This is a genomic window from Flavobacterium shii, assembly GCF_025847235.1.
Classification (GTDB): domain Bacteria; phylum Bacteroidota; class Bacteroidia; order Flavobacteriales; family Flavobacteriaceae; genus Flavobacterium; species Flavobacterium shii.
The window spans coordinates 1-17,162 of sequence record NZ_JAOZEW010000034.1; the positions used below are offsets into that span (position 1 = coordinate 1).

10 protein-coding genes and 1 pseudogene are annotated in these 17,162 nt (G+C 34.9%); 6 read left to right on the top strand and 5 right to left on the bottom strand.

Going from position 1 to position 17,162, the window contains the following annotated elements:
- Positions 1-2,617, bottom strand: a pseudogene (locus OIU83_RS22170) (hypothetical protein); the annotation flags it as partial.
- 356 nt (positions 2,618-2,973) lie between these two features.
- On the opposite strand from OIU83_RS22170, the gene OIU83_RS22175 reads away from it, so the two are divergent.
- The 6 genes from OIU83_RS22175 (at position 2,974) to OIU83_RS22200 (ending at position 12,041) form a co-directional block, all read left to right on the top strand.
- On the top strand, positions 2,974-4,281 hold the full coding sequence (locus tag OIU83_RS22175; RefSeq protein ID WP_264208457.1) for a PSP1 domain-containing protein: 1,308 nt from the start codon (positions 2,974-2,976) through the stop codon (positions 4,279-4,281).
- Complete coding sequence (locus tag OIU83_RS22180) at positions 4,265-4,744, top strand: gliding motility lipoprotein GldH (RefSeq protein WP_264208458.1); 480 nt, start codon at positions 4,265-4,267, stop codon at positions 4,742-4,744. Before OIU83_RS22175 ends, OIU83_RS22180 begins: the two co-directional genes overlap by 17 nt.
- A gap of 11 nt (positions 4,745-4,755) precedes the next feature.
- Positions 4,756-7,059, top strand: coding sequence for a penicillin-binding protein 1A (locus OIU83_RS22185; protein WP_264208459.1), 2,304 nt, complete (start codon positions 4,756-4,758; stop codon positions 7,057-7,059).
- A gap of 399 nt (positions 7,060-7,458) precedes the next feature.
- The gene (locus OIU83_RS22190) at positions 7,459-8,160 is read left to right on the top strand and encodes a CoA transferase subunit A (RefSeq protein ID WP_264208460.1); all 702 of its coding nucleotides are present in this window, start codon (positions 7,459-7,461) and stop codon (positions 8,158-8,160) included.
- 82 nt (positions 8,161-8,242) lie between these two features.
- On the top strand, positions 8,243-8,899 hold the full coding sequence (locus OIU83_RS22195) for a CoA transferase subunit B (protein ID WP_264208461.1): 657 nt from the start codon (positions 8,243-8,245) through the stop codon (positions 8,897-8,899).
- A gap of 367 nt (positions 8,900-9,266) precedes the next feature.
- Positions 9,267-12,041 carry a M4 family metallopeptidase gene (locus OIU83_RS22200; protein WP_264208462.1) on the top strand — a complete coding sequence of 925 codons (2,775 nt, stop codon included), beginning with the start codon at positions 9,267-9,269 and terminating at the stop codon, positions 12,039-12,041.
- Between the two features lie 50 nt (positions 12,042-12,091).
- Here OIU83_RS22200 and OIU83_RS22205 read toward each other — a convergent pair whose 3' ends face one another.
- The 4 genes from OIU83_RS22205 to OIU83_RS22220 form a co-directional block, all read right to left on the bottom strand.
- Positions 12,092-12,847, bottom strand: coding sequence for a hypothetical protein (locus OIU83_RS22205; protein ID WP_264208463.1), 756 nt, complete (start codon positions 12,845-12,847; stop codon positions 12,092-12,094).
- A 136-nt stretch (positions 12,848-12,983) separates the two neighbouring features.
- Entirely contained in the window at positions 12,984-14,423 is a 1,440-nt protein-coding gene (locus OIU83_RS22210; protein ID WP_264208464.1) for a nucleoside recognition domain-containing protein, read from the bottom strand.
- A 324-nt stretch (positions 14,424-14,747) separates the two neighbouring features.
- The gene (locus OIU83_RS22215; RefSeq protein ID WP_264208465.1) at positions 14,748-15,821 is read right to left on the bottom strand and encodes a winged helix DNA-binding domain-containing protein; all 1,074 of its coding nucleotides are present in this window, start codon (positions 15,819-15,821) and stop codon (positions 14,748-14,750) included.
- A 465-nt stretch (positions 15,822-16,286) separates the two neighbouring features.
- Complete coding sequence (locus OIU83_RS22220) at positions 16,287-17,000, bottom strand: 3'-5' exonuclease (protein ID WP_264208466.1); 714 nt, start codon at positions 16,998-17,000, stop codon at positions 16,287-16,289.
- Positions 17,001-17,162: the final 162 nt, after the last annotated feature.

Consider the following 17,162-nt stretch of genomic DNA (forward strand, 5'->3'; position numbering starts at 1 on the left):
TGTTTTTGGTGTAAGTTCCCGAAGCAATGTAAGTTTGTCCGTCTACATCCCAAACAAAGGAATCTCCAAAGCAGATATTCTCTGTTGTTGTTACGGTCGTGGGTTTTGCACCAACAATTAATTCCAATACCTGATCGGCTGTACATCCATTATTGTTTTTGGTGTAAGTTCCCGAAGCAATGTAAGTTTGTCCGTCTACATCCCAAACAAAGGAATCTCCAAAGCAGATATTCTCTGTTGTTGTTACCGCTGTTGGTTTATCATTAATAGTAATAGTTCCGGTTGCTGTATCAGTACCACAATAATTATCGTCTTTTATTAAGTTAATATTGTAATTAAAAATACCTGTTACTGTTGGTGTACCATTAATTGTAATAGTATTATTTGAGAAACTTGATGTAACCCCTGCTGGCAAGTTGATTGATGAATCAATACCAGTAATTCCTAATGTTATATGAGTAATCGATGGTAAAATTTCATTAATACAAACTACTGGTGTAGATGAAGAAGCCCCAACGGTTGCATCTTCTTTAATTTTAAAAATAACAGGAACCCTCACAGTGCATTCTGTTATATCTCCTACATAATACGTAGTGCTACCAGCTGTACTTGTATTTGGCAAATTTGAACCTGGCACCCCTACTGGATTAAATGTAGTTCCCCAACCAATTGGGGCTCCACCAGTCGCCGCAGTATACCATGCATTAATAGGATTTAAAAAAAAGCCTCCACCATCTGGCGGTGTTAATGTCCAGGTGTAATCTAAGGGATCTTGCGATTCATATGCATTAACAAGAGAAACCAGCGTATAAAGAGTCCCTATTTCTAGATGCGCTGTTAAAGTTGGAATTTTAGCACCCATTACTCCATAATCATCATCTCCTGTTATCCATGTTCCATCCTCAGGACAAGTCCCTAAAATGTAATTCCCTTTATATATATATCCCGCCCTATAATCTGTATTTAAACCAGTCATTTTTAAGGTATACGTACCCGTAACATTTACTGAAAAAGTAATTGTACGATAACTTGCCCCTTTAGTATCATAAAATATACATTTAGGAATGTTGTCACTTCTACGACTCGGCATAAATGTTTTAGGATCAGTAAGTGGATACCAAGTGTCATCAAAAGATATTGACGGCCTGTTGTTTGTGGCTATACTTAATGATCCTGTATCACCTTTACATACAGTAACTCCATTTGTAATAACATCTGTTGCCCTTGGTGTAGCAGTCAATTCTAATACTTGATTCGCTGTGCAGCCATCATTTATTTTGGTATAAGTTCCTGAAATAGAATAAGACTGTCCGTTTACAGGCCAAGTATAGATATCTCCAGAACAGATTATTTTACTTTCCAAAACATCAGGAGGTCTATTTACTACAGAGTTATAAGTTATGGCAGAAACATTAGATGTTTTACCATAAGTATCATTAAAAGTATAATTTATTGTTAATGGCCCTTCTACAGAATTATTTAAAGGAGTAAATGTTACTTTCCCTGTAATATAATCGTAAGTAAATGTTCCTTTTCCTGCAACAGTTTTGGATGATTGAATACCCGGTATATCTTGATCTAAGTCTATTGATTCTCTATTTATAGCTGCCATTACATTGACAGTTCCGTCATTATTAGTGTTTATATCTGTAGAAGTTGTAGCTGGTAAGCCAGCACATCCAGAGATAGCATTTGACTTCGCTTTCGGCACAAAAAGTGTAGGCTGATCTACAGAAAGATTTAAATTTCGTATTTCATGGAAATTGTTATCTCCACCAGTTGAGGATGAAATAGCAAATTTTACCATTGGAGGAGCTTCAGTTATGTACTCATAATTGTTTATCAATAAGGATTTAGTATTGCCATGTTCTAAATAAACATCAATAAAAAAACCACCTGCTGCTCTAGGTTTTAGTACAATTTCTATTTTTCTAAAACCAGCTTTAGAATTGTCTGTTGCTGTTCTATCTTTTCCTGGCACGCTAAATAAATATGGCGAAGCTGTGGTTTGTGTACTCGTTAGATAAGGATAGTCAGTAGTTCCTGATCCCTTACCCCGTAATACAATGCTATTAGAGGTAACTTGTGCCGTACCTCCACTTTTTCCTTCACTATTAGCAGCAAAATTACCATATTCATCAATCCCTATGCCTAGATATCCTCCCGAAAAACCGTTTAATCCATTCTGTTGAGCATAACCTAATGAACCCCCATAAGCTCCCGAAGTAACCAAAGGTACTGCTGCATCAAATAATACAAAGCAAATACCATCGGCGCCATTAGATCCGTTTCCTGTATGGCTATAATATTCAAAAGAAATAGTCATTCCGTATGCAGAAGGAAAGGCATACAAATCAGACCATACCATTCCTCGTTGTTGTATTCCGTTATTTGTTAATCTTAAAAAACCATTCCCTTCAGAATCCTGATACCCATTTTTTAATCCGGCACCTCCAGTAAGAAGAGCAGGAGGTGATCCGCCAAATTGTATATTAGGAGCAGTACTATTTGTAAAACTTTCAGAAAAAGGAAATTGAGCCCTGATTTGAAAAGTAACAAAGAATAAAAGAATGAAAGAATAAAGAAAAAGAAATTTCTTATAAGTAAAATTTTGCATAGAAAAGTAATTTAGAAGCAAATGACTCTTACCTTTTCAAAAGCCATACAATTAGATAACAATCCATTTTTACTTAATTTGCATTTTTATAGAGTAAGTAATATTTTTGGATTTTTTTACGCTGCAAAATTCCTCTTTTTAAAGAAAGCTCGTTGATGGTAAAAGACAATAATGTAATAGAATAAGCCAATAATAACAACTGTTGAAAAAGTGTTTTGACTTAAAAATGAACCGTTTACCTATTTAACAAACCTTAGGAATAATCCTTAAAATGCGAACTAAAAAAAATACTATCTTTACACATTAATCTTTTTAAGAACTTAAGTTGCATTAATTGCGACACTACATATAAAATTATGGCATGTACAAGTTGTTCAACTTCTGATGGTGGCGCACCAAAGGGTTGTAAAAATAATGGGACTTGCGGCACCGATAGCTGCAATAAATTAACAGTTTTTGACTGGCTTTCGAATATGAGTTTGCCCAACGGAGAAGCTCCTTTTGATTGTGTTGAAGTACGTTTTAAGAACGGTAGAAAAGAATTTTTTAGAAACTCAGATAAATTAACTTTAAGTATTGGAGACATCGTTGCAACTGTAGCATCTCCCGGACACGATATAGGAATTGTAACCCTTACAGGCGAATTGGTAAAAATTCAAATGAAGAAAAAAGGAGTTAATCCTACTAGTAATGAAGTTCCAAAAATTTACCGCAAAGCCTCTCAAAAAGATATCGACATTTGGTCGGCAGCACGCGAAAAAGAAGAGCCGATGAAAGTTCGTGCGCGCGAATTGGCGATAGCACAAAAACTCGAAATGAAGATTTCTGATATCGAATTTCAAGGAGATGGTTCAAAAGCAACTTTTTATTATACTGCAAATGACAGGGTCGATTTTAGACTTTTAATTAAAGATTTTGCTAAAGAATTCAGTACAAGAGTCGAAATGAAACAAGTTGGTTTCCGCCAGGAAGCTGCACGTTTAGGAGGAATTGGTTCTTGCGGAAGAGAATTGTGTTGTTCAACATGGTTAACCGACTTTAGAAGTGTAAACACCTCTGCGGCACGTTATCAACAACTGTCTTTAAACCCACAAAAACTAGCTGGACAATGCGGAAAACTTAAGTGCTGCTTAAACTACGAGCTTGACACTTATATGGATGCTCTTAAAGATTTCCCGGATTACGACACTAAACTAGTTACCGAAAAAGGCGATGCTATTTGCCAAAAACAAGATATTTTTAAAGGTTTAATGTGGTTTGCTTACACGAATAACTTTGCAAATTGGCATGTTTTAAAAATTGATCAGGTAAAGGAAATCATTGCCGAAAACAAACTCAAAAATAGAGTTTCTTCACTTGAAGATTTCGCAATAGAAATCACTCAAGAACCAGAGAAAGACTTCAATAATGCAATGGGTCAAGAAAGTTTAACTCGTTTTGATCAACCTAAAAGAAAGAAAAAACCAGCTAAAAAACGCAAAACTGTTGGTGAGAATGTTGCTGCAGCAACTACTCCAAACATTCAAACTCCAAAGAATCAGGCTCCAAAAGGCAATAAACCATCTGGAAATAACAATAAGCCCAATAATAACGCTGCAAATGATAAAAAACCTGCAGAACCTAGAAAACCAATAATTATTACAAAAAATGAGAATAAAAAATAGCGGGATTCTACTTTTGGTGGCTATACTTCTTTTTTCATGCGATAAAAAAAGAGTATTTGATGAGTATAAATCGGTAGGATCTGCATGGCACAAGGACAGCATCGTTACCTTCAATTTACCTGAATTAGACTCAACAAAACGATACAATTTATTTGTGAATCTGAGAGATAACAACAACTATCCTTTTAATAATATATTTTTGATTGTTGCTATTGAGACCCAAAGCGGATTTACAAAAGTAGATACTCTTGAATACCAAATGGCAAATCCAGACGGTACTTTAATGGGTAATGGTTTTACAGATATAAAAGAAAGTAAATTATTTTATAAAGAAAATGTAAAATTTAAAGGAAAGTATAAAGTTCATATTAAACAAGCGGTTAGAGAATCAGGAAAAGTTCCTGGTGTACAACAACTTGACGGAATTACAGATGTAGGTTTTAGAATTGAAAAAAAAGATTAGAATAGATTTATATGGCTGCTAAAAAAAACAATCCAACAAAAACTGAGAAAGACATCAATTATTACAAAAAGACCTTTTGGAAAATTTTTGGCTACGGTTTATTAGGTGTTATTACCTTTTTCTTATTTGCTTCATGGGGAATTTTTGGTTCTATGCCTTCATTTGAAGACTTAGAAAATCCAGATTCTAATTTGGCTACCGAAATCATTTCGTCAGATGGAGTGGTAATCGGTAAATACTTCCAAACAAATAGATCTCAATTAAAATATTCCGACCTTCCAAAAAGTTTGGTCGAAGCACTTGTGGCTACTGAGGATGAACGTTTTTACGACCACTCAGGTATTGATGGACGAGGAACATTAAGGGCCGTTGCAAGTTTAGGAACCAGCGGAGGAGCAAGTACGCTTACACAACAATTAGCAAAACAATTATTTCATGGTGAAGGATCTAAGTTTTTACCTTTTAGAATTGTACAAAAAGTAAAAGAATGGATTATCGCTATTCGTCTTGAAAGACAATATACTAAAAATGAAATCATTGCAATGTACTGCAACGTATATGATTTTGGAAATTATTCTGTTGGAGTAAGTTCTGCAGCACAAACCTATTTCTCCAAAGAACCGAAAGATCTAACCATGGATGAATCGGCTATGTTAGTTGGGATGTTCAAAAACTCAGGTTTATACAATCCGGTAAGAAACCCACAAGGAGTTAAAAATCGCCGTAATGTTGTGCTTTCGCAAATGGAAAAAGCGGGCATGATTACTAACGATCAAAAGAACAAACTACAAGCGTTACCTATCTCTTTAAAATTCAAACTAGAAAGCCACCGAGAAGGAACTGCAACCTATTTTAGAGAATATTTGCGTGATTACATGAAAAAATGGGTAGCCGAAAATAAAAAACCAGATGGTTCAGACTACAACATTTACAAAGATGGATTGAAAATATACACAACTATCGATTCCAGAATGCAATCATATGCTGAAGAAGCTGTTTCGGCACACATGAAAAATCTACAAGAAGAATTCTTTCAGCAATCCAAAACAAACAAAAACGCACCGTTTGTTAATATTTCTGAAGCTGAAACACAACGAATTTTAATGCAGGCTATGAAATCTTCAAATCGCTGGGCAGTGATGAAATCTGCTGACAAAAGTGATGACGAAATCATAAAATCATTTAGTGAAAAAGCAAAAATGACTGTCTTTACCTGGAAAGGTGAAAGAGATACTATCATGACTCCAATGGATTCTATCCGTTACTACAAACACTTTTTACAATCTGGTTTAATGGCAATGGAGCCACAAACCGGTAATATAAAAGCTTGGGTTGGAGGAATCAATTACAAATATTTCCAATACGACCACGTTGGACAAGGAGCAAGACAAGTAGGTTCTACATTCAAGCCGTTTGTTTATGCAGCAGCCATTGAACAATTAAACATGTCTCCTTGTGACTCAATTCTTGATGGTCCATTTATGATACACAAAGGACGTCATCACGTTACGGCCGACTGGGAACCAAGAAACTCAGATAACAGATACCGCGGAATGGTAACCTTAAAACAAGGTTTGGCAAACTCTATCAATACTGTTTCGGCAAAATTAATAGACCGCGTTGGTCCGGAAGCAGTAGTTGAGTTAACACATAAATTAGGTGTAAAATCTCAAATTCCGGTACAACCTTCAATTGCATTGGGAGCAGTAGAAATCACTGTTGAAGATATGGTTGCAGCATACAGCACATTTGCAAATCAAGGTGTATATGTAAAACCTCAATTCTTAAACCGAATCGAGAACAAAAGCGGTGAAGTAATTTATGAACCGATCCCAGAATCTCATGATGTATTAAATAAAGATATCGCTTTTGCAGTAATAAAACTTCTTGAAGGTGTTACCGAAAGTGGTTCAGGAGCACGTTTACGCACTCAAGGTGGCGGTAGCGGCGACAAACGCTGGACTGGATATCCATACTTGTTCAAGAATCCAATTGCAGGTAAAACAGGAACGACACAAAATCAATCTGATGGTTGGTTTATGGGTATGGTTCCAAACTTAGTTACTGGTGTTTGGGTAGGTTGTGAAGACCGTTCGGCACGTTTTAAAACTATCACTTACGGTCAGGGAGCAACTGCTGCATTACCAGTTTGGGGTTACTTTATGAAACTTTGTTACGCCGATCCTACTTTACAAGTTTCTAAGTCTGAATTTGAAAGACCTGCAAATCTATCCATAAAAGTAGATTGTTACTCGGCTCCAAAAGTAAAAGACACAACCAATACAGAACAAAATACAGACGAATTCGAACTGTAGTTTAGCTTTAAAATAATATTATATCCTTTTGTTTCTTCTGATTTTTCGGAAGAAATAAAAGGATATTTTTTTAGAACAAATTAATCCAAAAACAGAAACTTGAAGAAAAGATTTACGCAAAGGGTACAAAGTTTTTAAATCCTTTTAATCAGGGTAATCTGTGGCTTAAAAATTAACCGCAAAGTTCACAAAGATAAAAGCACAAAGTTCGCAAAGTTATTTAATAAATTAAGCTTTGCGAACTTTGCGTAAACCTTAGCGTCCTCTGCGGTTAATCACAATCGTTGTTAAATTATATCCGGCAAATTACCTTGTAGATTTATTTTTTACGAAATCGTTATAATTTAATCTAAAATTGGTATTTTTATCAAAAATATACGTCAATACAAGACAAATAATATGATTAGTAAAAAAGTCAACACAGTTCAGGAAGCAATTCAGGGAATCAAAAACGACATGACAATTATGTTTGGCGGATTTGGTTTATGTGGTATTCCGGAAAACACTATTGCCGAATTGGTAAAAACAGAAACCTCAAATCTTACTTGCATCTCTAACAATGCAGGTGTCGATGATTTTGGTTTGGGATTATTATTGCAAAAAAAGCAAATCAAGAAAATGATTTCTTCTTATGTAGGTGAAAATGCCGAATTCGAACGTCAGATGCTTTCAGGAGAATTAGATGTAGAACTTATTCCGCAAGGAACACTAGCCGAACGTTGTCGATCAGCACAAGCCGGAATCCCCGCTTTTTTCACACCCGCAGGTTATGGAACCGAAGTTGCCGAAGGAAAAGAAGTTCGTGAATTCAACGGAAAAATGCATATCATGGAGCACGCTTTCAAAGCTGACTTTGCTATTGTTAAAGCATGGAAAGGTGACGAAGCCGGTAATCTAGTTTTTAAAGGAACGGCCAGAAACTTCAATTCTTGCATGGCAGGCGCTGCAAAAATCACAATTGCCGAAGTAGAAGAACTAGTTCCAGTTGGTACACTTGATCCAAATCAAATTCATATTCCCGGGATAATGGTACAACGTATCTTTCAAGGAGAAAAATTTGAAAAAAGAATTGAGCAACGTACGGTGAGACAGAGAAATTAGATAATGAGAAAATTTGTCAATTAGGTAATTATTCTAACACTATCTAATTATCAAATTTTCTAATTAACACATTAAAAAAGATATGTTAACAAAAGAAGATATTGCAAAACGAATTGCACAGGAGCTTAAAGACCGTTATTTCGTGAATTTAGGCATCGGAATACCAACATTGGTAGCAAACTACATTCCGAAGGGAATCGACGTTGAATTTCAAAGCGAAAACGGCGTTCTAGGAATGGGGCCTTTTCCTTTTAAAGGAGAAGAAGATGCTGATATTATTAATGCAGGAAAACAAACTATTACGACACTTCCTGGTGCTAGTTTTTTTGATTCTGCACTTAGCTTCGGAATGATTCGTAGTCAAAAAGTGGATCTAACCATCCTTGGTGCTATGGAAGTTTCCGAAAACGGTGACATTGCTAACTGGAAGATCCCGGGGAAAATGGTAAAAGGAATGGGGGGAGCGATGGATCTGGTAGCTTCTGCCGAAAATATTATTGTTGCCATGATGCATGTAAACAAAGCAGGCGAATCTAAGATATTAAAAAAATGCACCTTACCCTTAACTGGAGTTGGCTGTGTAAAGAAAGTCGTTACCGAATTAGCCGTTTTAGAAATAACACCAAAAGGTTTTAAACTTTTGGAACGTGCCCCAGGTATTTCCGTAGAACATATTATAGCTTCTACCGAAGCCGATTTAATAATAGAAGGTGATATTCCAGAGATGACTATAGACTAATAATTCATCTTAAAAACATATATAAAAAGGCTAACACGTAAGAAATGTTAGCCTTTTTTATTCATAATTTCTTAACATAAATTACATACATCTTTTAAAAAAAATTCAACAATGGTAGGCACTCACAATTCCAAACAACTACAAATCAACAATATAGCAATAAAAACAGGTTATTTCTGATAAATATTATTTTTTTGTTAATAATTAATGGATTTTTAATAACAAATGTTGTTTTTCATCGATTAATGGTGTTTTAAAACGTTTATTTAACAAAATGTTTATACTTTTATAATTAATTAAGGTATTTACCTACATACTTTAATTGCTATTATGGAATAATTAAATTAACATTAAACCCAAATCGATTATGAAAAGTACTTTACCCAAAATTGTCACAACAACCGCCGTTGTGCTTACATTTTCTTTATCTGCATTTGCGCAAGTAACAGACAAACGCGTAAGTGAGAAAAATTTATCCGAAAACGGACAACCAAGCTTAATTACTTTTAGTGAGAAATCGACCTATAAAGGTTCCGATTCACAAAAAGTCTTCCAAGACCAATTAGGTTTAAAGGAAAATCAGTCTTTTGCAAGAGTCAAAACTGAATCTGACCCACAAGGCTACACGCATGAAAAATTCCAATTATACGAACAAGGTATTAAAGTAGAATTTGCAAACTACTCCTTGCACTCAAAAGATGGAAAATTAGTATCGATGAATGGTGAATATTACAACATCGACAAAGTAAATACAAAACCAAAACTTTCGGCTCAAGACGCTTTTAATAGAGCAATTAGCTACACTGGTGCTAAGAAGTACTTGTGGGAGAGTCCTCAGGACGCCAAAGAGATTGGTTATGAAAAACCAAAAGGCGAACTGGTATTTTTACCAGCAATGGAAGATCAAGGTTTAAACAGAAAAAGCGACAAGGTTCGTTTAGCCTATAAATTTGACATTTACGCAACAAATCCGGTAAGTAGAGGCGATTTATACATAGATGCCGAAAACGGACAGGTATTGTTCTATAATGCAACTATAAAACATCTTGGAGAGTATAGTCATGGTCGCAAATCAAAATTGGCTAGTGCAAATACAACTACTCAAAAGGAAGCTTCAAATTCCAAAATGGCTATTGTTGCAGGAAACGCTGCCACACGTTACAGTGGAACACAAGTAATCCAAACTACTTTAAGTGGATCCAATTATATACTAGCAGATGCAACAAGAGGTTCAGGTGTAAACACATTTAATATGAAAAAAGGAACCAGTTATACAGCTGCAGTAAATTTTACAGATGCTGATAATAACTGGACTGCTGCTGAGTATAACAACGCCAATAAAGACAATGGGGCATTGGATGCTCATTGGGGAGCAGAAATGACATACGATTACTGGTCGGCAGTTCATGGCAGAAATAGTTTTAATAATGCAGGAGCAGTCATAAAAAGTTATGTACATTACAGTAATGCATACGATAATGCCTACTGGGATGGTAGTGTAATGACTTATGGAGACGGAAGCGGAACTTATTTTGACATCTTAACAGCTCTTGACGTTGCTGGACATGAAATAGGTCATGCAGTTTGTACATACACCGCAAATTTGGCTTACCAAAAAGAATCCGGAGCAATGAATGAAGGTTTCTCGGATATCTGGGGCGCTTGTATCGAATACCGTGCTGCACCTACAAAATCAACTTGGTTGGTTGGTGAAGATATCGAAAGAAGAGCAGGACATCTTGCTTTACGTTCTATGAATAACCCAAAATCTGAAGGACAACCAGATACTTATGGAGGAACAAATTGGGTAAACGTAAATTGTACACCAACAAGTAGCAATGATTATTGTGGAGTTCATACAAATTCTGGTGTATTAAATCACTGGTTTTATATTCTGTCTGTAGGTAAGACAGGAACAAACGACATAGGAAGTTCATATAGCGTTACTGGAATCACAATTGATAAAGCAGCAAAAATTGCTTTCCGTTTAGAGAGTGTATATTTAACAGCAAACTCAACTTTTGCCAATGCCAGAACATCTGGAATACAATCGGCAATAGATTTATATGGTGCAGGTTCTCCTGAGGTTATTGCAACAACAAATTCATTTTATGCAGTTGGAGTTGGAGCAGCCTATGTAGCTTCTACTGATACTGTTGCACCAACAGCGCCAACAGCACTAGCTGCATCAGGAACAACAGGTACAACAACAAATTTATCATGGACAGCTTCTACAGATAATGTAGCTGTTACAGGATATGACATTTACGAAGGAACAACTCTTAAAGGTTCATCTGCAACTACAAGCTATACTGTAACAGGATTAACTGCTTTAACAACTTATAATTTTAGCGTAAAAGCCAAAGATGCAGCAGGTAATGTATCAACAGCTAGTAATACTGTAAGTGTAACAACACTTGCAAACACAATAAGTTATTGTACTTCTCAAGGAAATAGCACTGCCGATGAAAAAATTGGAAAGGTAGTTTTTGGAACAATCAGCAATACATCTACAGGAACAGCTGGGTATGAAAACTTCACATCTATCTCTACAAATGCAACTGCAGGAACAGCATATACAATTACAATAACTCCATCATGGACATCAACAGTCTATAGCGAAGGTTATGCTGTTTTCATAGATTACAACCAAGATGGTGATTTTGCAGATGCAGGAGAAACAGTATGGACAAAAGCAACATCTACTACGACTCCAGTAACTGGAACAATAACAATCCCAGCTACGGCAACCCTTGGAACAACAAGAATGAGAGTTTCTATGAAATACAACGGAATCCCTACTTCTTGTGAAGCTTTCTCTTATGGACAAGTAGAGGATTATTCAATAAACATTACTGCTGCTGGACCAATAGTTACTCCAGAAATTGCTGCCGGATTTATAGAAACTACCGAAACATCTAGTTTTGCTCTATATCCAAATCCAGTAGATAATGAATTGAATATCTCATTTGCAAAAAGCAATGGATCGACTTTCAGAATCACAAATAATTTAGGACAACAAGTTGGTTCTGGTCAGTTATCTGGAAACCCAATTGATGTAAGCAACCTAAATACAGGTATTTATATTATCGAATTAAATAGCGATGGAAAAAGAATCGTTAAGAAATTTGCTAAGAAATAAAACCTCTATGTTAGTATAAATGAAAAGCCTCGCAGATTGCGAGGCTTTTTTTATTCTGTTGCAGTTTGAGGATAAAATTCATTAAAAGAAATATCCTTTTTCCAATATACCTTCCCCTTCGGGGTTAACAATCGTTTTTCCCATTTATTGTTTTTCAAATGAAACAAGGTAGAATCCGAATGTTCAACGGTTCCCATTTCTTCATCATCAACACCTTCTTTACCACCGTAAGAAACTCTTTTACTATAAAAAGAAACTGATTCATTTTTAAGATTTATTCCTCCAAATTCTAACCAACTTCCCCAACCACCATCACTCATAGAGTCCCAGTCGTGTACAAGCTGCACCTTATTATTTTTTAGATAAAACAAAAAGTATTGCTGATTATATCCACAAGCTTCATATCCAAAACTAATCTGGATAAAAGGCGACACCGAAGCATTGTCCTCTTTCGATAAACCATATGAAGCTCCCCAAGCCGAACCTTCGGTAAATGGGACAATGGTAACTTTCTCCGAGCCTATTTTTGTTTTGTTAGTAAAAAAATCAAGTTTGTATTGAACAGTTATGAGGCTATCTTTATCTATTTTCTTATCTAAAAAAGAAGCTAAAATATAGTTACTCTCACCAATTTCTCCGTTTCCAGAAATATGAATCGTATCTATTTTTGGGGTAACATTATTAAATGCTGGCTTTGCAGACATTTGCTTTTTATCAGCTTCAGTCCATTTTGGACCTACGGTTGCTGATTCTTTTTTACAACTTATCAAAGCCAACAATAACAAGGTAATACAAACTCTATTCATATTAATCAACTAACTTTTAAGCTAATAGACTCGTGATTAAAAAAAGCAACAATAGTGCAATTGCAATGTATTTTGTGTATTTACTAGATCTCATACTATTCAATTTTTATATAATTATTAATTTAAATGCCGTTTACTAAAAAAACCAACTCGCCACAAATATAGCTGTAATCACACAAATTACATCAACCAAAAGCATAGTTCCTAAAGCGTAACGGGTATTTTTTATGTTTACAGACCCAAAGTAAACTGCAATTACGTAAAAAGTACTTTCGGCACTACATTGAAAAATACTACTCAATCTTCCAGTCATAGAATCTGCTCCAAAAGTATTCATCGAGTCAATTAGGAATCCACGTGAACCTGCAGAACTAAAAGGACGAAGCATTGCAACTGGCAACGCATCGGTAATTTCTTTGCTCACTCCCATATTCGAGAAAATAAAGGCGATCCAATGGCTGATAATTTCAAATAAACCACTGTTTCTAAACAATGAAATAGCCACCAACATCCCTAAAACATAAGGAAAAATTGTAACTCCTGTTTTAACTCCATTATTTGCTCCTACTACAAATGCATCAAAAACGGTAGTATCGGCATCAATAAATTTTTTCTCATGCCTAAGGGAGAAAACCAACGTAAACCCAATGATTGCAAACAATATTAATCCTGAAAGATTTGATGTAAAGAAATTTTTACCAATTAAATCTAAACTATTTACATAGAATAAAAGTCCAACAATGGCAGCAATCATAACCATCAAGCCTACAACCAAAGAAGCACTTTTGAAATTGATTTTTTGTTTGATTCCAACAATTAAAAAAGCAGCAATTGTTCCGATAAAAGAGGTAATAATACAAGGCAACATTACATCGGCTGGGTTTGTAGCACCAGCGGCAGCACGATACCCAATGATAGAAGTTGCAATTAATGTAAGACCCGATGCATGCAAACACATAAACATAATTTGTGCATCACTGGCTTTATCCTTATCAGGGTTTATTTCTTGTAAACTCTCCATGGCTTTAAGACCAAACGGAGTGGCCGCAGAATCTAATCCTAAAAAGTTTGCCGCAAAATTCAAGGTCATATACGAAATCGATGGGTGATTTTTCGGGATACTAGGGAACACTTTTACAAACACTGGACTCAAGCCTTTAGCTAATTTTCCTGAAGCTCCAGAAATGATTAAAAGCTCCATTAATCCGCAGAAAAACGCCAAATAAGCAATAAGTGGAAGAATTAAATCGACCAAAGTACTCTTACAAGTAGGTAATAAACCGTCTGATTTTTGAACTCCGCTAAAAATCTTTACAGTTTTATTTTTATAAACATAGGTCGTGTCAGCATTAGCCTCATCACGATTAATGATAATAGTGTTGTCTGGCGCTTTTTTAATACTATCTCTGATAAAAGCAGGAACTTGCTCAATATACTTTTCAGAGATTAAAACAGGCTCGTCTTTCTTGCCATTCAATACATAATCAATAGTATATGTATTACCAGTAAACAAACTGATTACAATAAAAGCAATTGACGAAATAAATATCGCTAGCCAAAATCTACTTAACACCATAATTATATATTTTTTGTAAATGTAATTATTTAGCAATAAAATGCACAACCATTTTACTGATGAAACTCGAAGTATTTGTTATAGATCGAAAAAATATTATTCAATTTTAACATCTCACCTTCGATAGTATTAAAGCAATGAGCTCTAATTATCGTCATAAATCATACACTCCTGATGAAGTTTTTATATGTTTCGTGAAGCATTGTATCTATAGAAATCATTAAATATTCATCCTAAAACCTTGAAAACACTACGCTTGAATAAAAAGCAATAATGTTGCGTTAATCATTTTGTAATAACGGTATATAAAACCACCGTTACTATTTACTCAATAACAATTTTGGTTTCAAGATAATTTTCAAAAGACTTAATACCATCAAACAAAACTGTCTTTTTAGCATCTTCAGTTTCATGAAAAAATTGTGTTTCTATTTTCGCATGATCTTTTTTGATGGTTCTTTTCCAAGTTCCGATGACTTTACCGTTTTCTAAAATAATCGGTCTAAAAATACCGTTATTGGTAAATGCCTTTGATTGATGTTCTTGCAAAATAGACGCTTCACGCGTTTTATACGAAATTAAAATCTCATCGAACGCGGGAAGAAAATGTACGCTTTCGCGAAAGTTATCCTCAACGGTAAAATTTGTTCCAAACCAATATTTTTGATTGTCAATTTCAACCGAGTTCAATTCTGATTCAATCAAACTAATAACCTGTTTACAAGCTGTAGGCGAAAAACCTGACCACCACGAAAAGTCTAATAAGGTTGCCGGACCATGACTTTCAAAATAACGCTTGGCTAGTTTAGCCAAAGCCTCGTCTTTAGATAATTTCGTTTTTGGCTTTGCAACTCTTTCATCCAGCAAGGCATACGTTATTTGCTTGCCTTTCATTTTTCCATTACAGACTAAACCAACAGATTCTGCGTACATCATGATTGGACCGCTCAAAAAATCATCGCTAGAAACCTTATTGATATTAAGTTCCTGCATAATTTCATCCCGAGTTAGATGATTATTACCAGCTAATATCTTTTCGATAGAGGTATTAATCTGGTCAAGTTTCTTAGTATCATATCCATATTTTTTCACATAAGAAGCTACAATACGTTTAACTTGAGGTCCTGAAACATCTAACATCCAATGAATATCTTCGGCAGCAACAAAATGCCAGGTTGGGCGTAATATATGTGTTCGGATAATTTCTGCAGAATTTATAGCTTCTTCTATTGCTTTTTCGGTAGCATCGCAACGGGAACCAATCGCCCACTTTGCCATTGCATAATCCTGAGCTTGCATCGCACCTAAATGATGTACAACATCTTGCGGAGAACTTGGTGTTTTTTTGTACAGTTTTTGAGAAACTAACCGATGATGTGAAATTTCCTGATGTATCATTCTAAAAAATTAAGTTTAAAGAAATTAATTACGCTTTTGACGATTGTTAGATTTTAATCTAAAAATTAAAACCAAGAGAACAAGTTGCTGAATAATTAAAATATAGTAACCAATTCCAAAATCTTGAAATGTGTTTGCAAACGCCAATGAAATAAGAAAGAGTACAGAAAATAAGTTTAAAACAATAAGAATTACATTCTGCCTAAACATGTACAAAAACACTGATAAAAAACAAACTGACAACTCTAAGGATTGTAAGATTATATCAAGAACATGTAAAAAATCAAATTTGTCAAGATTTAAGTTTTCGATGTAGATTTCAAACAAACTGTTATATATGTAGTCTATTTGACTGACTCCAATTCCACAACCAATAATCATATCTCTTCTAAATGGTAAAAAAAACGAAATAAATCCAATTAAAAAAAGACAGTAAAACAAAATTTTGTTTTTCATAGAATTACCCTAAACATGAATAATTTCATCATCGATCAATAAATCTTCTCGTCGTAAACGCAGGAAAATCTGGGCTACAGCAATCGTATCTTTTTCGCAATAGGTTACGATTCGGTCGATGTCTTTCTCAACATAAAAAACATGTCCTACCTGACTTCCGTCAATATCTCCTTTTGGAGAAGGAACTCCCAAGATTTTAGTCAATAATTTTAGTGAAGTAAAATGCTTATAATCACCAAATTTCCATAGTTCCAACGTATCTAAATGCGGAATTTCCCAAGGTTTTTTCCCAAATAAATTCAACTTGTCTGGAATTGCAATTTGATTGATAATCATTCGTCTGGCAATAAACGGAATATCAAATTCCTTTGCATTATGTCCGCATAAAACGTGGTATGGTTTATTGTAATGATTGTTTAGTAGATTATTGAAGTCTTTCAGGATTTTTACCTCATCTCCAAAAAACGATGTTACTCTAAAATTTCGAACATCGCCTTTGATGGTAAAATACCCAACAGAAATACAAACGATTTTTCCAAACTCTGCCCAAATTCCGGCACGATCATAAAACTCTTCGGCGGTAAAGTCTTCTTTACGCTGGTATTGCGTTTTGTGCTCCCAAAGTTCTTTCATCTCATCATCTAGTTCTCCGAAATCGGCTGTTTCGGCAACGGTTTCTATATCTAGAAAAAGGATGTTGTTTAGGTTTATTTTTTCAATCATTTTTTAGACAACTTAGACTTTTAGACTTACTTAGACTTTTTAGATTATTGGATTGTTTGAATTATTAAATAGATCTTGAATCATCAATTCTTATCGTTATCCTGCAAGGTCTTTTTCCTGACCTTGTAGGTATTATACTTTTAAACACGAATTGCACTAATT

Bases quoted from the DNA above. Each gene is read 5' to 3' on its own strand.
- OIU83_RS22185 (WP_264208459.1), top strand. From the start codon at position 4,756: ATGGCTGCTAAAAAAAACAATCCAACAAAAACTGAGAAAGACATCAAT.
- OIU83_RS22210 (WP_264208464.1), bottom strand. From the start codon at position 14,423: ATGGTGTTAAGTAGATTTTGGCTAGCGATATTTATTTCGTCAATTGCT.
- OIU83_RS22175 (WP_264208457.1), top strand. From the start codon at position 2,974: ATGGCATGTACAAGTTGTTCAACTTCTGATGGTGGCGCACCAAAGGGT.
- OIU83_RS22180 (WP_264208458.1), top strand. From the start codon at position 4,265: ATGAGAATAAAAAATAGCGGGATTCTACTTTTGGTGGCTATACTTCTT.
- OIU83_RS22215 (WP_264208465.1), bottom strand. From the start codon at position 15,821: ATGATACATCAGGAAATTTCACATCATCGGTTAGTTTCTCAAAAACTG.
- OIU83_RS22205 (WP_264208463.1), bottom strand. From the start codon at position 12,847: ATGAATAGAGTTTGTATTACCTTGTTATTGTTGGCTTTGATAAGTTGT.
- OIU83_RS22190 (WP_264208460.1), top strand. From the start codon at position 7,459: ATGATTAGTAAAAAAGTCAACACAGTTCAGGAAGCAATTCAGGGAATC.
- OIU83_RS22195 (WP_264208461.1), top strand. From the start codon at position 8,243: ATGTTAACAAAAGAAGATATTGCAAAACGAATTGCACAGGAGCTTAAA.
- OIU83_RS22200 (WP_264208462.1), top strand. From the start codon at position 9,267: ATGAAAAGTACTTTACCCAAAATTGTCACAACAACCGCCGTTGTGCTT.
- OIU83_RS22220 (WP_264208466.1), bottom strand. From the start codon at position 17,000: ATGATTGAAAAAATAAACCTAAACAACATCCTTTTTCTAGATATAGAA.